This is a genomic window from Serratia sp. NGAS9 (genome assembly GCF_009905295.1).
In the GTDB taxonomy this organism is placed as follows: Bacteria; Pseudomonadota; Gammaproteobacteria; order Enterobacterales; family Enterobacteriaceae; genus Serratia; species Serratia bockelmannii.
Window position 1 is genome coordinate 259,742 of record NZ_CP047605.1, and the last position, 18,725, is coordinate 278,466.

Below are 18,725 nucleotides of genomic sequence, written 5' to 3' on the forward strand. Positions count from 1 at the left end.
ATGATCTGGTATGACCAGATGAAGAGGAGTGTGGTTTTTATGTTAAAAATATGCAAATGAGAGATTGCATATTTGCTGGTCGGATCACATGTCGCCAAGTTAGTTTTTTGATTTGAAACGAAGTTATATTTTATGTGCTATCGGCATTTGCTGGAGTGTGTCGGCACTCATACACTTGCTCGCAGCGAATGAACATTCAGACGAGGTTACGCATGACTAAGGCGGCTTGTGTTAAACGCAGCGGCTTGTGGAGCATTCCCGCCAGAACCATGGCGCTGGCGTGTCTGTTGGTGTTTATGGCGCAAATGGCGACGACCGTGTATTTGCCTTCGCTGCCAACGGTGATGCGGGAGCTGGCGATGAGCCGGCGTGCCACCGAGCTGTCCATTTCAATCTTCGTCATCGGCGCCGCCTTGCCGGTGCTGTTTTGGGGCGCGGCCGCCGATCGCTTTGGCCGCCGCGCGCCCCTGACGCTGTCTTTGTTTCTTTTCATTGGCTGCAGCGGGCTGTTGGCGCTGTGCAGCAACGGCGCCCAATTGCTGACGCTGCGTGCGCTGCAGGGCGTGGGTGCCGGCGGTGCGGCGATCATCGCGCGTATCATCGTGCGGGATAACTGGAGCGGTGACGAGCTGGCGCGACGGCTGTCGGTGCTCTCCATCGCTTTTATCACCGCGCTGGGCGGCGGCCAGTTCGTCGGCGGCCTGCTCAGCCAATATTCACACTGGCAGATGGGCTTCGTCTTGATGGGCGCCACCGGTTTGGCCATTCTGGCGCTGATGGCGACGCTGCCGCTGGAGGCAGGGCGCGCTCGTGGGCCACGTCCGGCGATGGCGGCCATCTACTTCGCCATCCTGCGGCGGCCGGGATTTTTTTGGCCGGCCTGCGTCGGTGGGCTGGGTTTTGCCACCACGGTGACACTGCAGGAAGTGAGTCCGTTCGTCATGCAGCAGGGGTTTGGTCTCAACGTCACGGCGTTCGGCGCCCTGGGGCTGGTGATCGGCGTCGCCTACTTCAGCGGGGCGCTGACGGTGAACCGTACGGTGGCGCGTCTCGACGGGAAAAAACTGATGCAGGCCGGCAGCGGCATCGTGGCGCTGGCGACGGCGGCGATCCTGCTGCTGTGGTGGAGCGGCGTCCTGGCCGGCCTTTCCGGTATGGCGCTGTTCATTGCGCTGTATTGCCTGACCATTTTTGGCCAGGCGGTGCTGTTTCCCAACAGCATGGCGATGGCGGTCAGCGATGCCAAAGAGTACGGTGCCTATGCGATGGCGCTGTGCGGCTTTCTGCAGCAGTGTCTGGCGGGCGTCGCCGCGGCCGGTGCGGTGTTGTTGGAACACCATGGCCTGTGGGCGCTGGCGATAGCGCTGCTCGGTTTGGGCGGCTGGTTAATGGTTAAGCTGCGGATGTAACGGCATTTGCAGGGAATTGCGAGCTGCTCCGCATGCCCAACGCGATGAGGTTGGAGCGTCGGAGCGCTGTGTTAAGATGACTTCTTTCGTGCTAAGGCATAAGGGTACTGTGATGGAAACGCTGGCTTCTTTGTATAACGACCACCTAGCAGAGCTGCAAAAACGCGCGCGCGAAGTGCTGGAGCGCAACAAGTTGGATGCGCTGCTGATTCACTCCGGGGAACTGCAAAAGGTATTTTTGGACGACCATAGCTATCCGTTCAAAGTGAACGCGCATTTCAAAGCCTGGGTGCCGGTGACGTCGGTGCCGAACTGCTGGTTGTGGATAGATGGCGTCAACAAGCCGAAGCTGTGGTTCTACTCCCCGGTTGACTACTGGCACAGCGTAGAGCCGCTGCCGGACAGTTTCTGGACCAAATCCCTTGAATTGATGCCGCTGGCCAACGCCGACGCCATCGCCCAGCAGCTTCCGCCGCAGCGCGAGCGCGTCGGCTATATCGGTTATGTCCAACAGCGCGCCCGCGATCTCGGCATCCCTTCGGAAAACATCAACCCGAAAGCGGTGCTGAACTACCTGGATTTCCACCGTTCGATTAAAACCGGCTATGAGCTGGCCTGCATGCGCGAAGCGCAGAAGACGGCGGTAACCGGCCATCGTGCCGCGCATGAGGCCTTCCTCTCCGGCATGAGCGAATTCGACATCAATCTGGCCTACCTGACGGCGACCGGCCACCGCGATACCGATGTGCCTTACGACAACATCGTGGCGTTGAACGAGCACGCTTCGGTGCTGCACTACACCAAGCTGGATCATCAGCCGCCGGCCGAGTCCCTGAGTTTTCTGATCGACGCCGGGGCGGAATATAACGGCTACGCCGCCGATCTGACGCGTACCTATGCGGCGCAAAGCGGCAGCGAGTTCGCTCATCTGGTGAAAGATCTCAATAGTGAACAGCTGGCGCTGATCGACACCATTAAAACCGGCGTGCGCTATACCGACTACCATGTGCAGATGCACCAGCGCATCGCCAAGTTGCTCAAGAATCACAAACTGGTGAATGGCCTCAGCGAAGAGGCGATGGTTGAAACGGGCATCACCACGCCGTTCCTGCCGCACGGGTTGGGCCATCCGTTGGGCCTGCAGGTGCACGACGCCGCTGGCTTTATGCAGGATGAGCAAGGCACCCATCTGGCGGCGCCGTCCAAGTATCCGTTCCTGCGTTGTACCCGCGTGTTGCAGCCGGGCATGGTGTTGACCATCGAGCCGGGTCTGTACTTCATCGAATCTCTGTTGGCGCCGTGGCGCAGCGGTGAGTTCAAGCAGCACTTCGCCTGGGATCGCATCGATGCGCTGAAACCGTATGGCGGTATTCGCATCGAAGACAACATCGTGATCCATGAAAAGCGTATCGAGAACATGACGCGCGATCTGAACCTGGCCTGATGCGGCCGTACCCGATACCGGCGGAAGCAACCCGCTTTACCGAAGAAATAAAGAAGAGCCGTTTTATCACCCTGCTGGCGCCAACCAGCGGGGTAGAAGCGGCAAAGGCGTTTATTCAGCAGGTGCGGGATGAGCACCCGGCGGCGCGGCACCATTGTTGGGCCTTCGTCGCCGGTAGCCCCGATGACTCACAGCAGCTGGGGTTCTCCGACGATGGAGAACCGTCGGGCACCGCTGGCAAACCGATCCTCGCGCAGCTGATGGGCAGCGGTATCGGCGAAGTGACCGCCGTGGTCGTTCGTTACTATGGCGGCGTCAAGTTGGGCACCGGCGGGCTGGTGAAAGCCTATGGCAACGGTGTTCAACAGGCGTTGAAGCAGCTGGTGTTGGTAGAAAAGGTGCCGGAAGCCGAATATATCTTGCAGTGCGACTATGCGCAGTTGGCGCTGGTGGAGAACTTGCTGCAGCAAACCGCAGGTCGGATCCTGCAGGGCGAGTACGGTGCCGCCGTCGTGCTGCATCTGGCGTTGCCGGCCACCGAGGTCGAGCTGTTTGGGAATAAATTGCGTGATCTCAGTCGCGGTAATTTGCAATTAACCCCCATTTCGCAATAATTCCTCCCAATTGAATTGCTAAGGATCGTGCTGAAATGCATTTTCGCGCCATAACCCGTATCGTTGGTCTGCTGGTCATCCTGTTCTCCGGGACGATGTTTATTCCCGGCCTGGTGGCATTGATTTATCGCGATGGGGCGGGGCGCGCGTTCAGCCAAACGTTCTTCGTGGCGCTGACCATCGGGCTGATGCTGTGGTGGCCGAACCGCAAGCAAAAACACGAGCTGAAGCCGCGTGAAGGCTTCCTGATCGTCGTGCTGTTCTGGACCGTGCTGGGCAGCGTGGGGGCATTGCCGTTCCTGTTTTCGGAACGGCCCAATTTGTCGCTGACCGACGCCTTCTTTGAATCCTTCTCGGGATTGACGACCACCGGTGCGACGACGCTGGTGGGGTTGGACTCGCTGCCGAAGGCTATTCTTTTCTATCGCCAAATGCTGCAATGGATGGGCGGCATGGGGATCATCGTGTTGGCGGTGGCGATACTGCCGATACTCGGCGTCGGCGGCATGCAGCTGTATCGGGCGGAAATGCCCGGGCCGCTGAAAGATAACAAGATGCGTCCACGCATCGCCGAAACCGCCAAAACCCTGTGGCTAATCTATGTATTGCTGACCGTCGCCTGTGCGCTGGCGCTCTGGGGGGCTGGGATGTCGGTGTTCGATGCCATCGGCCACAGTTTCTCGACCATCGCCATCGGCGGTTTTTCTACCCACGACGCCAGTATCGGTTATTACGCCAGCCCGACCATCAACACCATCATCGCCGTGTTCCTGCTGATTTCCGGCTGTAACTACGGCCTGCACTTCGCTTTGCTGAGCGGCCGCAGCCTGAAGGTGTATGGGCGCGATCCTGAATTCCGCATGTTTATCTTCGTTCAGTTGACGCTGGTGGTGGTGTGTACGTTGGTGCTCTGGGGACATGGCGTCTATAAGAGCGGTATGGAAACGCTCAATCAGGCGTTCTTCCAGGTGGTATCGATGGCGACTACGGCCGGTTTCACGACCGACAGCATCGCCAAGTGGCCGCTGTTCCTGCCGATGTTGTTGCTGTGCTCGGCGTTCATCGGCGGTTGCGCCGGCTCGACCGGCGGCGGCCTGAAGGTGATCCGTATCCTGCTTCTGTACCTGCAAGGCTCGCGTGAGTTGAAAAGGCTGGTGCACCCCAACGCGGTCTATACCATCAAATTGGGCAACCGCGCGCTGCCGGAACGCATTCTGGAGGCGGTGTGGGGATTCTTCTCTGCCTATGCGCTGGTGTTTATCGTCAGCATGCTGGCGATCATTGCCACCGGCGTTGACGACTTTTCCGCGTTCGCCGCAGTGACGGCAACGCTCAATAACCTTGGCCCCGGCCTGGGCGTAGTGGCGGATAACTTCACCACGATGCCGGCGGCGGCCAAGTGGGTCCTGGTGGTGACGATGCTGTTCGGGCGCCTGGAAGTATTTACATTGCTGGTGCTGTTCACGCCAACCTTCTGGCGTGAGTAAGCCTGATATAAGGAGTACGCCATGAAGGCATTGATACTTTATTCGAGCCGTGACGGGCAAACACGTGCTATCGCTTCTTATATAGCAAGCAAGTTGCAGGACACGCTGCGTTGTGAGGTGATCGATCTGCTGCAGGCAGAACAGATCGATCTTAACCAGTATCAGCAGGTGATGATCGGCGCTTCTATCCGTTACGGGCACTTTAACCCGGCGCTGGATAAATTCGTCAAGCGTCATGCTGAGCAGTTGAATCGGATGCCGAGCGCATTCTTTGCCGTCAACCTGACCGCGCGCAAACCGGAAAAGCGTTCGCCACAAACCAACGCCTATACCCGTAAGTTCCTGTTGGCTTCGCCGTGGCAGCCAAAACAGTGCGCGGTGTTTGCCGGCGCATTGCGTTATCCGCGCTATCGCTGGTTCGATCGCATCATGATTCAATTCATTATGCGTATGACGGGCGGTGAAACGGATACCAGTAAGGAAGTGGAGTACACAGATTGGCAACAGGTCGACCGCTTTGCCCAGGAATTTAGCCAGATCCAGTACGAAAAGTGACAAAAACGCGGGTTTGGCCAGCGTTTTGCCGAAAAAATCCGCGCTTGAAAAGTTTTTTGCATTTAGGGGTTGCGGCCTGCCGAGAACTCCCTATAATGCGCCTCCACTGACCGGGAACAACGACTGACAAGCCGCCGGGTCAGCGAGAGGAAAGCGAAATAAACGCTTGACTCTCAGGGCGAAAAGCGTAATATACGCAGCCCGCGCCGATGAGTTTCTCGGCACTGCTCTTTAACAATTTATCAGACAATCTGTGTGGGCACTCCACAAGACGATATCCAGCATCTTCGGATGCAAAAAAATATCAAGTCTTGAAGAGTGACTAACTGAAGTAAAATTCATGCAGTAAATCTTTGAGCATCGCTTCTCGAGTGGAAGCAAATCAAGCTTTTAATTGAAGAGTTTGATCATGGCTCAGATTGAACGCTGGCGGCAGGCTTAACACATGCAAGTCGAGCGGTAGCACAGGGGAGCTTGCTCCCTGGGTGACGAGCGGCGGACGGGTGAGTAATGTCTGGGAAACTGCCTGATGGAGGGGGATAACTACTGGAAACGGTAGCTAATACCGCATAACGTCGCAAGACCAAAGAGGGGGACCTTCGGGCCTCTTGCCATCAGATGTGCCCAGATGGGATTAGCTAGTAGGTGGGGTAATGGCTCACCTAGGCGACGATCCCTAGCTGGTCTGAGAGGATGACCAGCCACACTGGAACTGAGACACGGTCCAGACTCCTACGGGAGGCAGCAGTGGGGAATATTGCACAATGGGCGCAAGCCTGATGCAGCCATGCCGCGTGTGTGAAGAAGGCCTTCGGGTTGTAAAGCACTTTCAGCGAGGAGGAAGGTGGTGAGCTTAATACGCTCATCAATTGACGTTACTCGCAGAAGAAGCACCGGCTAACTCCGTGCCAGCAGCCGCGGTAATACGGAGGGTGCAAGCGTTAATCGGAATTACTGGGCGTAAAGCGCACGCAGGCGGTTTGTTAAGTCAGATGTGAAATCCCCGGGCTCAACCTGGGAACTGCATTTGAAACTGGCAAGCTAGAGTCTCGTAGAGGGGGGTAGAATTCCAGGTGTAGCGGTGAAATGCGTAGAGATCTGGAGGAATACCGGTGGCGAAGGCGGCCCCCTGGACGAAGACTGACGCTCAGGTGCGAAAGCGTGGGGAGCAAACAGGATTAGATACCCTGGTAGTCCACGCTGTAAACGATGTCGATTTGGAGGTTGTGCCCTTGAGGCGTGGCTTCCGGAGCTAACGCGTTAAATCGACCGCCTGGGGAGTACGGCCGCAAGGTTAAAACTCAAATGAATTGACGGGGGCCCGCACAAGCGGTGGAGCATGTGGTTTAATTCGATGCAACGCGAAGAACCTTACCTACTCTTGACATCCAGAGAACTTAGCAGAGATGCTTTGGTGCCTTCGGGAACTCTGAGACAGGTGCTGCATGGCTGTCGTCAGCTCGTGTTGTGAAATGTTGGGTTAAGTCCCGCAACGAGCGCAACCCTTATCCTTTGTTGCCAGCGGTTCGGCCGGGAACTCAAAGGAGACTGCCAGTGATAAACTGGAGGAAGGTGGGGATGACGTCAAGTCATCATGGCCCTTACGAGTAGGGCTACACACGTGCTACAATGGCATATACAAAGAGAAGCGACCTCGCGAGAGCAAGCGGACCTCATAAAGTATGTCGTAGTCCGGATTGGAGTCTGCAACTCGACTCCATGAAGTCGGAATCGCTAGTAATCGTAGATCAGAATGCTACGGTGAATACGTTCCCGGGCCTTGTACACACCGCCCGTCACACCATGGGAGTGGGTTGCAAAAGAAGTAGGTAGCTTAACCTTCGGGAGGGCGCTTACCACTTTGTGATTCATGACTGGGGTGAAGTCGTAACAAGGTAACCGTAGGGGAACCTGCGGTTGGATCACCTCCTTACCTAAAGATATTAGTTCGAGTGGCGTGCTCACACAGATTGTCTGATGAAAAGTAACGAGCAAAGCGCTACCTGTTGATGCCATGAGTCATTCATGCTGATACGAACCGATTAAGTTATTCAGTTTAATCGGATTTTCGTGTCCCCATCGTCTAGAGGCCTAGGACACTGCCCTTTCACGGCTGTAACAGGGGTTCGAATCCCCTTGGGGACGCCATTCCGATAATGAGTGAAAGACATTATCACCGGTTAGCGATAACCGAAAAAATCTTAAAGATGACTTGCGAGTCATGTTTAAGATATTGCTCTTTAACAATCTGGAACAAGCTGAAAATTGAAACATGACGGCTGAAATTTATCCCTCCGTAGATGTACTGGGATAAAGAGTAACCTGTCATAGAGTCTCTCAAATGTTTGCAGCACGAACGATGGAAACATCTTCGGGTTGTGAGGTTAAGTGACTAAGCGTACACGGTGGATGCCTAGGCAGTCAGAGGCGATGAAGGGCGTGCTAATCTGCGAAAAGCGTCGGTAAGGTGATATGAACCGTTATAACCGGCGATACCCGAATGGGGAAACCCAGTGTGTTTCGACACACTATCATGTCATGAATACATAGTGGCATGAGGCGAACCGGGGGAACTGAAACATCTAAGTACCCCGAGGAAAAGAAATCAACCGAGATTCCCCCAGTAGCGGCGAGCGAACGGGGAGGAGCCCAGAACCTGAATCGGCTTGTGTGTTAGTGGAAGCGTCTGGAAAGTCGCGCAGCAAAGGGTGATAGCCCCGTACACTAAAATGCACAGGTCGTGAGTTCGATGAGTAGGGCGGGACACGTGACATCCTGTCTGAATATGGGGGGACCATCCTCCAAGGCTAAATACTCCTGACTGACCGATAGTGAACCAGTACCGTGAGGGAAAGGCGAAAAGAACCCCGGCGAGGGGAGTGAAATAGAACCTGAAACCGTGTACGTACAAGCAGTGGGAGCACCTTCGTGGTGTGACTGCGTACCTTTTGTATAATGGGTCAGCGACTTATATTTTGTAGCAAGGTTAACCGTATAGGGGAGCCGTAGGGAAACCGAGTCTTAACTGGGCGAATAGTTGCAAGGTATAGACCCGAAACCCGGTGATCTAGCCATGGGCAGGTTGAAGGTTGGGTAACACTAACTGGAGGACCGAACCGACTAATGTTGAAAAATTAGCGGATGACTTGTGGCTGGGGGTGAAAGGCCAATCAAACCGGGAGATAGCTGGTTCTCCCCGAAAGCTATTTAGGTAGCGCCTCGTGAACTCATCTTCGGGGGTAGAGCACTGTTTCGGCTAGGGGGCCATCCCGGCTTACCAAACCGATGCAAACTCCGAATACCGAAGAATGTTATCACGGGAGACACACGGCGGGTGCTAACGTCCGTCGTGAAGAGGGAAACAACCCAGACCGCCAGCTAAGGTCCCAAAGTCATGGTTAAGTGGGAAACGATGTGGGAAGGCATAGACAGCCAGGATGTTGGCTTAGAAGCAGCCATCATTTAAAGAAAGCGTAATAGCTCACTGGTCGAGTCGGCCTGCGCGGAAGATGTAACGGGGCTAAACCATGCACCGAAGCTGCGGCAGCGACGCTTAGGCGTTGTTGGGTAGGGGAGCGTTCTGTAAGCCGTTGAAGGTGGCCTGTGAGGGTTGCTGGAGGTATCAGAAGTGCGAATGCTGACATAAGTAACGATAAAGCGGGTGAAAAGCCCGCTCGCCGGAAGACCAAGGGTTCCTGTCCAACGTTAATCGGGGCAGGGTGAGTCGACCCCTAAGGCGAGGCTGAAAAGCGTAGTCGATGGGAAACAGGTTAATATTCCTGTACTTGGTGTTACTGCGAAGGGGGGACGGAGAAGGCTAGGCTAGCCGGGCGACGGTTGTCCCGGTTTAAGCGTGTAGGGGGTGTGACCTGGTAAATCCGGTTGCATACTAACCCTGAGGCGTGATGACGATGCACTACGGTGCAGAAGTAGTTGATGCCCTGCTTCCAGGAAAATCCTCTAAGCATCAGGTAACATTAAATCGTACCCCAAACCGACACAGGTGGTCAGGTAGAGAATACCAAGGCGCTTGAGAGAACTCGGGTGAAGGAACTAGGCAAAATGGTGCCGTAACTTCGGGAGAAGGCACGCTGGCATGTAGGTGAAGTCCCTCGCGGATGGAGCTGAAGCCAGTCGAAGATACCAGCTGGCTGCAACTGTTTAATAAAAACACAGCACTGTGCAAACACGAAAGTGGACGTATACGGTGTGACGCCTGCCCGGTGCTGGAAGGTTAATTGATGGGGTCAGCCGCAAGGCGAAGCTCTTGATCGAAGCCCCAGTAAACGGCGGCCGTAACTATAACGGTCCTAAGGTAGCGAAATTCCTTGTCGGGTAAGTTCCGACCTGCACGAATGGCGTAATGATGGCCAGGCTGTCTCCACCCGAGACTCAGTGAAATTGAACTCGCTGTGAAGATGCAGTGTACCCGCGGCAAGACGGAAAGACCCCGTGAACCTTTACTATAGCTTGACACTGAACATTGAGCCTTGATGTGTAGGATAGGTGGGAGGCTTTGAAGCGTGGACGCCAGTCTGCGTGGAGCCATCCTTGAAATACCACCCTTTAATGTTTGATGTTCTAACTCGGCCCCATAATCTGGGGTGAGGACAGTGTCTGGTGGGTAGTTTGACTGGGGCGGTCTCCTCCCAAAGAGTAACGGAGGAGCACGAAGGTTAGCTAATCACGGTCGGACATCGTGAGGTTAGTGCAAAGGCATAAGCTAGCTTGACTGCGAGAGTGACGGCTCGAGCAGGTACGAAAGTAGGTCTTAGTGATCCGGTGGTTCTGAATGGAAGGGCCATCGCTCAACGGATAAAAGGTACTCCGGGGATAACAGGCTGATACCGCCCAAGAGTTCATATCGACGGCGGTGTTTGGCACCTCGATGTCGGCTCATCACATCCTGGGGCTGAAGTAGGTCCCAAGGGTATGGCTGTTCGCCATTTAAAGTGGTACGCGAGCTGGGTTTAGAACGTCGTGAGACAGTTCGGTCCCTATCTGCCGTGGGCGTTGGAAGATTGAGAGGGGTTGCTCCTAGTACGAGAGGACCGGAGTGAACGCACCACTGGTGTTCGGGTTGTCATGCCAATGGCATTGCCCGGTAGCTAAGTGCGGAAAAGATAAGCGCTGAAAGCATCTAAGCGCGAAACTTGCCTCAAGATGAGTCTTCCCTGGGCCTTTAAGGCCCCTGAAGGAACGTTTAAGACTAAGACGTTGATAGGCTGGGTGTGTAAGTGCAGCGATGCATTGAGCTAACCAGTACTAATGATCCGTGAGGCTTAACCTTACAACACCGAAGGTGTTTTTTAGAGAGATTTTCAGCGAAGTTCCGAGATTGGTTCTGATGGCTTCACGGGAGTGAGGCGGTTGGAATGAAACAGAATTTGCCTGGCGGCAATAGCGCGGTGGTCCCACCTGACCCCATGCCGAACTCAGAAGTGAAACGCCGTAGCGCCGATGGTAGTGTGGGGTCTCCCCATGCGAGAGTAGGACACTGCCAGGCATCAAATAAAGCCGAAAGCCCTGAACTGACGTTCAGGGCTTTTTGCTATGCGTAAAATAAATATCCTGACTGTATCTATTACTTTGAAAAATACCTTTTTGGCATATGTAGCTTATTCTTATAAGGAAGCATAATGTTTTTTGCCGGAGAAATAGCCAGATTAATATATAATTGATAGCTTCAGATTATTATTTAAATAATAAAAATGCCTATTTATTAATGTGTTAATAAGAAATATCTGGTTATATCAAAGATAAATCTTAATTCTTTAGTGTATTATTCGATAAATTTCACGTTAATTAAAACAAATATTAGCCAGACGCCTCGAATCGAGTAGACTAGGCGAAAGATTATTTCCGTATAGGTACTGAACGTTATGTCTACTGAAAGCGCGTCTTTAAAAAACCACAATACGTTTGCGCTCCCGGTCAACGCAGCGCACCTGATCATGGCCGATAGAATTGAGCTGATGCTCAAGGTATGGCAACAAACGCGCAAGCGTCAGGAGCCGCTGCTGATTCTCGGTGAAGGTAGCAACGTGCTGTTCCTGGAGGATTTCTCGGGCACGGTAATGGTCAATCAGTTGAAGGGTATCGATGTTCGAGAAGATAACGATGCCTGGTATCTCCACGTCAGCTCCGGTGAAAATTGGCATGACCTGGTGCAATATACGCTGCAGGCTGGGATCTGCGGCCTGGAAAACCTGGCGTTGATCCCTGGATTGGCCGGTTCCGCCCCTATTCAGAACATCGGCGCCTACGGCGTCGAATTGAAAGACGTCTGCGAGTATGTCGATTTGCTGGACTTCTCTACCGGCGCTATCGATCGCATCCCGGCTGCCGAGTGTGGTTTTGGCTACCGGGAAAGCATTTTCAAGCACCGTTTCCAAACTGGGCATGTCATTGTCGGGCTGGGTCTGCGTCTCAACAAACAGTGGCAACCCAAATTGAGTTACGGCGATCTGGCCAAGCTGGAGCCCACCACGGTGACGCCGCTTCAGGTATTTGAATCCGTATGTGCTATGCGTCGCAGCAAGCTGCCCGATCCGCGCGAAACCGGCAATGCCGGCAGCTTCTTCAAGAATCCTTTGGTGAACGCAGAGAAAGCCGCAGAACTCGTCGCCAAATATCCTGGCATGCCGCATTATCCGCAGCAGGATGGTCAGGTGAAGCTGGCCGCCGGCTGGCTTATCGACCAATGCGCGCTGAAAGGATATCGCATCGGTGGTGCTGCGGTACACCGCCAGCAGGCGCTGGTGCTGGTGAACATCGACAATGCCCACAGCCAGGATGTGGTGGCGCTGGCGCGCCACGTACGCAAGACGGTGGCCGATAAATTCGGTGTGTGGTTGGAGCCTGAGGTGCGCTTTATTGGCGCGACCGGTGAGCTGAATGCCGTGGCGGTGCTGTCATGAAAGATACCAAGGTTCCGTTAAAACTGATCGCGTTGTTGGCCGACGGCGAATTCCATTCCGGGGAACACCTCGGTGAGTCACTCGGCATGAGCCGTGCTGCGATCAATAAGCATATTCAAACCATTCGCGAGTGGGGGCTGGATGTCTTTACCGTGCCTGGCAAAGGGTACAGCTTGCCTGCCCCCATGCCACTATTGGAGGCGGAACGCATTCTAAAAGGGTTGGACGACAAACGCGTTACCGTGTTGCCGGTAGTCGACTCTACCAATCAATATTTGCTGGATCGTATCGAAACACTACAATCTGGCGACGCCTGCATCGCTGAGTATCAACTGGCTGGCCGCGGTCGTCGTGGGCGCCAGTGGATTTCGCCGTTTGGCGCCAATTTATACCTGTCGATGTTTTGGCGATTGGAACAGGGGCCAGCTGCGGCGATGGGGCTGAGCCTGGTGATCGGCATGGTGATGGCGGAGGTCTTACAGCGCCTTGGCGCTAAAGACGTACGGGTAAAATGGCCCAACGACCTCTACCTGAACGATCGCAAATTGGCAGGGATCCTGGTCGAGTTGACAGGAAAAACTGGCGATGCGGCTCAGTTGGTCATCGGTGCTGGCATTAATTTGGCGATGCGGGATACCAATGCCGGGGGGATCAACCAAGGTTGGATCAACCTGCAAGAAGCCGGCATTAACATCGATCGTAATGAGCTGACTGCTACTTTGCTCAATGAATTGCGGCAGTCGTTAAAACAATTCGAGATAGATGGGCTGGGGCCATTCATTGGTCGTTGGCGCACGTTGGATAATTTTATCGACAGACCGGTCAAACTGCTGATTGGTGAGCGGCAGATTGTAGGCATCGCACGAGGCATCGATTCGCAGGGGGCACTGCTGCTGGAACAAGATGGGGAGATCAAACCCTTTATCGGCGGAGAGATATCGCTGCGCAGTGCAGAATAGCGAGAGCAACCAAGGGGACGTTACCGTCCCCTTGAGCGATCGGTAGTATTACTTTCTTAAGCGCACGCTTTCAACGGCATGGTTGGCGCTTTTGGTCATGATCAGGCTGGCGCGTTCGCGGGTAGGTAGTATATTCTGCTGCAAATTCAAGCCGTTAATTTCATTCCACAATTGTGTAGCGATATTAATCGCTTCCGGTTCCGGCAATTTTGAATAGTTATGGAAATAAGAATCGGGATTGGAAAATGCGCCCTGACGGAATTTCAGGAAACGATTGATATACCAGCTTTGCAATAGCGTCTCCGGGGCATCGACATATATGGAGAAGTCGACAAAATCGGAAACGAATACGCGATGAGGATCGTGCGGGTAATCCATACCGCTTTGCAATACGTTAAGCCCTTCCAGGATCAGAATATCCGGTTGCTCGATGACTTTATTACCCTCAGGTACAACGTCATAGATTAAATGAGAATAAACCGGAGCGGTAACGCGTTTGGCGCCGGATTTCACTTCTGACACGAATTTCACCAGGCTATGCATATCGTAAGACTGCGGGAAGCCTTTTTTCTTCATCAGGCCGCGTTCGTTCAGCACCTTATTAGGATGCAAGAAGCCGTCGGTCGTGATCAACTCAACGCTGCGGTGTTCCGGCCAGCGGCTCAGCAACGCCTGCAACAGACGTGCGGTCGTGCTCTTACCTACGGCTACGCTGCCGGCGATGCCGATGACATAGGGAATTTTTTGCCCGTCGGTGCCGAGGAATTGCTCGAGCACCGCCTGTCGGCGCAGGTTGGAACTGATATAGAAGTTCAATAGTCGTGACAGCGGCAGATAAATCTGCGCAACTTCTTCCAACGAGAGATCTTCGTTAATCCCTTTCAGCTTAACGATCTCTTCTTCCGATAACGTCAGCGGCACCGAATCTCGCAACGCAGCCCATTGGGTACGATCGAACTGTAGGTAAGGCGTTGCTAAAGATTGATCTCTTTTTATCATAAGCCAAATTCTGCCTGTTAACGCAGGTTGGGAAAGGCGCCGGACGCCAACTCCAGAGAATAAACAAGCTGCATATTATAGACAGCTTCGTTTTTGGCGTAGACTTTTTTCGCAAAAGTTGTCGATAGGCAGCAGTTTATGTCAATTGTGCGAAGCGGCGCGCAGTTGATAAGGCGGGGTTGCAAGGCGGTATCATCGGGGCCGGATACCGCCTGAAGGCTAGCAGGCAATGGCGCGCGAAGGTTGGTTTACGGTGAATAGACGTTTGTAATAAATGACGGTCGGATGATAATGCCCATCGGGGCCCGCTGCATAATCCGGTAGCTCGCCCAAACAGCGATAACCCAGGCTGCGATAAAGCGCTTCAGCCGCTGAGCCAGCCTGCGTATCCAGGTACAATAGCCCGCGCTGCTGTTGCAGTGCCGCCTGCTCCAACGTCTTCATCAGCGCCAGACCTACGCCGTTGCGGCGAGCGCGGCTATGCACCAATAGCTTCACCACCTCCGCACGATTACGGCCATTCGGTTTCTGGCAGAGCTCGAGTTGCACGGTGCCAACGACGCCGCGTTCGTCGCGGGCAATCCACAATAGCAGCTCGCTTTTGGCCAAGGCGGGACGCAGGCTGTGGAAGTAACTCTCGGCGTCTTCATGCGGGATTAAGGTGTCGTAGCCCACTGAAGCACCGTGGGTGACCGCATCGGTCAACAGGCGAGCCAATTCATCGCGATAAATCGGGAGCGTAGCGGCGTTGATAGGCACTATTTTCATCGGTCATTCCTCCAGAGATGGGGGTAATGAAGATAAGCAATAACTGCGCCAGAACGACGAAAGGCATAGCCACGGCGAAAGAGCGAGCAATAAGTGTAGTTCACGCCACGAACCTGGGCAGCGATCCTCTTTTTGGTGCATCGATCCCGCTCACGGTTTACCGACGCAGGTTACGTGTTTTGAGAAGCCCGACACGGAGAAAGGGGCTCTCAATGCTTGCAAAAAGTGGATAAAATTGTAGAGAATGATTGCCGCAAGTGATGAATGTTTGCACGCCGCAGGCTGCGAATTGCATGACAGCATGCAAAATTGACTGATTTGTGAGCGAAAGTGCGCGTAAAGCAATTTTTTTGTTGCATAGGCCGTCCGCTCTACCTAGAATGCGCTGCACTTGATGCCGGCTTAGCTCAGTAGGTAGAGCAACTGACTTGTAATCAGTAGGTCACCAGTTCGATTCCGGTAGCCGGCACCATTCAAGTCACAAGTAGTTAAAATCTGGTGGGGTTCCCGAGCGGCCAAAGGGAGCAGACTGTAAATCTGCCGTCACAGACTTCGAAGGTTCGAATCCTTCCCCCACCACCAAATCTTGCCTTCGGCGATTAACTGAGATGCGATAAATACCGCAGCGGTTGATGGCGGGAGGAGAGGGCGAAAGCCTTCGGCAAGGTTCGAGCTGTGCAGCGCAAGGCGCAGCCGGCCCGAAGGATGCGAAGCGAGTGATGAATAGTCCTGCTCCATCCCAAAATTCTACAGAAAAATCAGGTAGCCGAGTTCCAGGATGCGGGCATCGTATAATGGCTATTACCTCAGCCTTCCAAGCTGATGATGTGGGTTCGATTCCCACTGCCCGCTCCAAGATGTGCTGATATAGCTCAGTTGGTAGAGCGCACCCTTGGTAAGGGTGAGGTCGGCAGTTCGAATCTGCCTATCAGCACCACTTCTTAATTTCTCGCCCCCTGATTTTCTTTCTGTTCTGGATTCAACGAGCAAATGCTTGGTTGATGTGGTGATACCACCGATTTATCCGTGTCTTAGAGGGACAATCGATGTCTAAAGAAAAGTTTGAACGTACAAAACCGCACGTTAACGTCGGTACTATCGGCCACGTTGACCACGGTAAAACTACCCTGACTGCAGCGATCACCACCGTTCTGGCTAAAACCTACGGCGGTTCTGCACGTGCTTTCGACCAGATCGATAACGCGCCAGAAGAAAAAGCTCGTGGTATCACCATCAACACCTCTCACGTTGAGTATGACACCCCGACTCGTCACTACGCGCACGTTGACTGCCCAGGGCACGCCGACTACGTGAAAAACATGATCACCGGTGCTGCTCAGATGGACGGCGCGATCCTGGTAGTAGCTGCGACTGACGGCCCAATGCCTCAGACTCGTGAGCACATCCTGCTGGGTCGTCAGGTTGGCGTTCCTTTCATCATCGTATTCATGAACAAATGCGACATGGTTGATGATGAAGAGCTGCTGGAACTGGTAGAAATGGAAGTTCGCGAACTGCTGTCCGCGTACGACTTCCCAGGCGACGACCTGCCAGTGATCCGCGGTTCCGCGCTGAAAGCGCTGGAAGGCGAAGCTGAGTGGGAAGCGAAAATCATCGAACTGGCCGAAGCCCTGGACAGCTACATCCCAGAGCCAGAGCGTGCTATCGACAAGCCGTTCCTGCTGCCAATCGAAGACGTATTCTCCATCTCCGGTCGCGGTACCGTTGTTACCGGTCGTGTTGAGCGCGGTATCATCAAAGTTGGCGAAGAAGTTGAAATCGTTGGTATCAAAGACACCGTTAAGTCTACCTGTACTGGCGTTGAAATGTTCCGCAAACTGCTGGACGAAGGCCGTGCTGGTGAGAACGTAGGTGTTCTGCTGCGTGGTATCAAACGTGAAGAAATCGAACGTGGTCAGGTACTGGCTAAACCAGGCTCCATCAAGCCACACACCCAGTTCGAATCTGAAGTGTACATCCTGAGCAAAGATGAAGGTGGTCGTCACACGCCATTCTTCAAAGGCTACCGTCCACAGTTCTACTTCCGTACCACTGACGTGACCGGTACCATCGAACTGCCAGAAGGCGTAGAGATGGTAATGCCAGGCGACAACGTGAACATGGTTGTCACCCTGATTCACCCAATTGCGATGGACGACGGTCTGCGTTTCGCAATCCGTGAAGGCGGCCGTACCGTTGGCGCAGGCGTTGTTGCTAAAGTTATCGCTTAATCGCTGATAAAGTTTGACGCGACACGCGGTAAAAGGGCATCATTTGATGCCCTTTTTCTACGCTGTGAACTAGAACCTATCTCATCAGCGATTTTGCAGTCATAATCATTGGTGAGATGGGCTCTTAAACCGTATTGACTGAATACGTCATGGCGTAAAACACCGGGATATTGCTATTGCGGTATCCGATCGGTTTGGTTTGCCTCGCAATGCGAGGCAAAGTTGTTTGTTCTGAATCATCATTGTGACAGGTTGGTTTATGAGTGCGAATACCGAGGCTCAAGGGAGCGGACGCGGCCTGGAAGCGGCAAAGTGGCTGATCGTCGCCGTTCTGTTGGTTGTGGCTATTGTCGGTAACTATTACTACCGTGATTTAAGCCTGCCATTGCGCGCGCTGGCAGTTGTGCTGATCATCGCCGTTGCAGGTGCAGTGGCTCTGATGACCACCAAAGGCAAAGCCACCGTTGCGTTTGCCCGCGAAGCGCGTACCGAAGTACGTAAAGTGATTTGGCCAACTCGTCAGGAAACGCTACACACCACGTTGATCGTTGCCGCGGTAACCGCCGTGATGTCACTGATTCTGTGGGGACTGGATGGTATTCTGGTCCGTCTGGTGTCGTTTATTACTGGCCTGAGGTTCTAAAATGTCTGAAGCTCCAAAAAAACGTTGGTACGTCGTTCAGGCGTTTTCCGGTTTTGAAGGTCGCGTAGCGCAATCGCTGCGTGAACACATCAAACTGCACGATATGGAAGAGCTGTTCGGCGAAGTGATGGTGCCTACGGAAGAAGTGGTTGAAATCCGTGGTGGCCAGCGTCGCAAGAGCGAGCGTAAATTCTTCCCTGGCTACGTGCTGGTGCAGATGGTGATGAATGACGCCAGCTGGCACCTGGTGCGCAGCGTACCGCGTGTCATGGGGTTCATCGGCGGCACGTCTGACCGTCCTGCGCCTATCAGCGATAAAGAAGTTGATGCGATCATGAACCGCCTGCAGCAGGTTGGTGACAAACCGCGTCCGAAGACGCTGTTCGAGCCGGGCGAGCTGGTGCGCGTCAACGATGGCCCGTTTGCAGATTTCAACGGCGTGGTCGAAGAAGTCGATTACGAAAAGAGCCGCCTGAAAGTTTCCGTTTCCATCTTCGGCCGTGCAACGCCGGTGGAACTGGACTTCAGCCAGGTTGAGAAAGGCTGATCGAATAATCAGCAATGAGTGGCGCGTTGCCGCTTGTCAAAGGCGCGAAATTGAACTACAATTTCGCGCCTTTTGTTTTTAGATGCCTTGCCTGATGCCTGTCTGGCGAGGTGAAACACGGGGAGCCTTTTGCGAGGCGATACTACCCA

The 18,725-nt window shown here is 54.0% G+C and carries 12 protein-coding genes, 5 tRNA genes, 3 rRNA genes and 1 other RNA gene; 19 read left to right on the forward strand and 2 right to left on the reverse strand.

All coding sequences use genetic code 11. The features are described from left to right. The first annotated feature begins 212 nt into the window (after window positions 1–212). The 11 genes from GUC32_RS01180 to birA all read left to right on the forward strand — a co-directional run bounded on the left by GUC32_RS01180 (window position 213) and on the right by birA (window position 13,388). Window positions 213–1,409: an MFS transporter gene (locus GUC32_RS01180; protein ID WP_369435501.1), complete on the forward strand. Its 1,197-nt coding sequence runs from the start codon at window positions 213–215 to the stop codon at window positions 1,407–1,409. A gap of 112 nt (window positions 1,410–1,521) precedes the next feature. Then, entirely contained in the window at window positions 1,522–2,853 is a 1,332-nt protein-coding gene (gene pepQ / locus GUC32_RS01185; RefSeq protein WP_369435502.1) for a Xaa-Pro dipeptidase, read from the forward strand. Beyond that, a complete protein-coding gene (locus tag GUC32_RS01190; protein WP_016929437.1) occupies window positions 2,853–3,467 on the forward strand; it encodes an IMPACT family protein in 615 nt (204 codons plus the stop codon). Before pepQ ends, GUC32_RS01190 begins: the two co-directional genes overlap by 1 nt. A gap of 35 nt (window positions 3,468–3,502) precedes the next feature. Further along, window positions 3,503–4,954, forward strand: coding sequence for a Trk system potassium transporter TrkH (trkH, locus tag GUC32_RS01195; RefSeq protein WP_025304932.1), 1,452 nt, complete (start codon window positions 3,503–3,505; stop codon window positions 4,952–4,954). 21 nt (window positions 4,955–4,975) lie between these two features. Further along, window positions 4,976–5,509 (forward strand): menaquinone-dependent protoporphyrinogen IX dehydrogenase, encoded by a 534-nt coding sequence (gene hemG / locus GUC32_RS01200; protein ID WP_164064318.1) that lies wholly within the window; start codon window positions 4,976–4,978, stop codon window positions 5,507–5,509. A gap of 391 nt (window positions 5,510–5,900) precedes the next feature. Next, a 16S ribosomal RNA gene (locus GUC32_RS01205) occupies window positions 5,901–7,442 on the forward strand. 139 nt (window positions 7,443–7,581) lie between these two features. Further along, window positions 7,582–7,657: transfer RNA gene (locus tag GUC32_RS01210), tRNA-Glu, on the forward strand. Window positions 7,658–7,891: 234 nt separating this feature from the next. Continuing rightward, a 23S ribosomal RNA gene (locus GUC32_RS01215) occupies window positions 7,892–10,799 on the forward strand. 100 nt (window positions 10,800–10,899) lie between these two features. Continuing rightward, a 5S ribosomal RNA gene (gene rrf / locus GUC32_RS01220) occupies window positions 10,900–11,015 on the forward strand. Together the 16S, 23S and 5S rRNA genes with 1 tRNA gene alongside form the textbook arrangement of a ribosomal RNA operon. Before the next feature lie 376 nt (window positions 11,016–11,391). After that, window positions 11,392–12,429, forward strand: coding sequence for a UDP-N-acetylmuramate dehydrogenase (murB, locus tag GUC32_RS01225; protein WP_043143678.1), 1,038 nt, complete (start codon window positions 11,392–11,394; stop codon window positions 12,427–12,429). Then, window positions 12,426–13,388, forward strand: coding sequence for a bifunctional biotin--[acetyl-CoA-carboxylase] ligase/biotin operon repressor BirA (gene birA, locus GUC32_RS01230; protein ID WP_025304935.1), 963 nt, complete (start codon window positions 12,426–12,428; stop codon window positions 13,386–13,388). Before murB ends, birA begins: the two co-directional genes overlap by 4 nt. A 48-nt stretch (window positions 13,389–13,436) precedes the next feature. Here the strand turns inward: birA and coaA are convergent, their stop codons facing one another. Together coaA and GUC32_RS01240 are read right to left on the reverse strand one after the other, a co-directional pair. Beyond that, entirely contained in the window at window positions 13,437–14,387 is a 951-nt protein-coding gene (coaA, locus tag GUC32_RS01235) for a type I pantothenate kinase (RefSeq protein WP_025304936.1), read from the reverse strand. 219 nt (window positions 14,388–14,606) lie between these two features. Beyond that, window positions 14,607–15,155, reverse strand: a complete 549-nt coding sequence (locus tag GUC32_RS01240) for a GNAT family N-acetyltransferase (protein WP_025304937.1) — start codon at window positions 15,153–15,155, stop codon at window positions 14,607–14,609. Between the two features lie 396 nt (window positions 15,156–15,551). On the opposite strand from GUC32_RS01240, the gene GUC32_RS01245 reads away from it, so the two are divergent. The 8 genes from GUC32_RS01245 to nusG all read left to right on the forward strand — a co-directional run bounded on the left by GUC32_RS01245 (window position 15,552) and on the right by nusG (window position 18,576). Continuing rightward, window positions 15,552–15,627, forward strand: a tRNA-Thr gene (locus GUC32_RS01245). Between the two features lie 25 nt (window positions 15,628–15,652). Continuing rightward, window positions 15,653–15,737: transfer RNA gene (locus GUC32_RS01250), tRNA-Tyr, on the forward strand. Window positions 15,738–15,783: 46 nt separating this feature from the next. After that, window positions 15,784–15,899: non-coding RNA, RtT sRNA (locus GUC32_RS01255), on the forward strand. 36 nt (window positions 15,900–15,935) lie between these two features. Further along, window positions 15,936–16,010, forward strand: a tRNA-Gly gene (locus GUC32_RS01260). Window positions 16,011–16,016: 6 nt separating this feature from the next. Further along, window positions 16,017–16,092: transfer RNA gene (locus GUC32_RS01265), tRNA-Thr, on the forward strand. 109 nt (window positions 16,093–16,201) lie between these two features. Further along, on the forward strand, window positions 16,202–17,386 hold the full coding sequence (gene tuf / locus GUC32_RS01270; protein ID WP_015376315.1) for an elongation factor Tu: 1,185 nt from the start codon (window positions 16,202–16,204) through the stop codon (window positions 17,384–17,386). Window positions 17,387–17,645: 259 nt separating this feature from the next. Next, window positions 17,646–18,029, forward strand: coding sequence for a preprotein translocase subunit SecE (gene secE, locus GUC32_RS01275; protein ID WP_004929916.1), 384 nt, complete (start codon window positions 17,646–17,648; stop codon window positions 18,027–18,029). Between the two features lies 1 nt (window position 18,030). Next, window positions 18,031–18,576 (forward strand): transcription termination/antitermination protein NusG, encoded by a 546-nt coding sequence (gene nusG, locus GUC32_RS01280; protein ID WP_004929914.1) that lies wholly within the window; start codon window positions 18,031–18,033, stop codon window positions 18,574–18,576. Window positions 18,577–18,725: the final 149 nt, after the last annotated feature.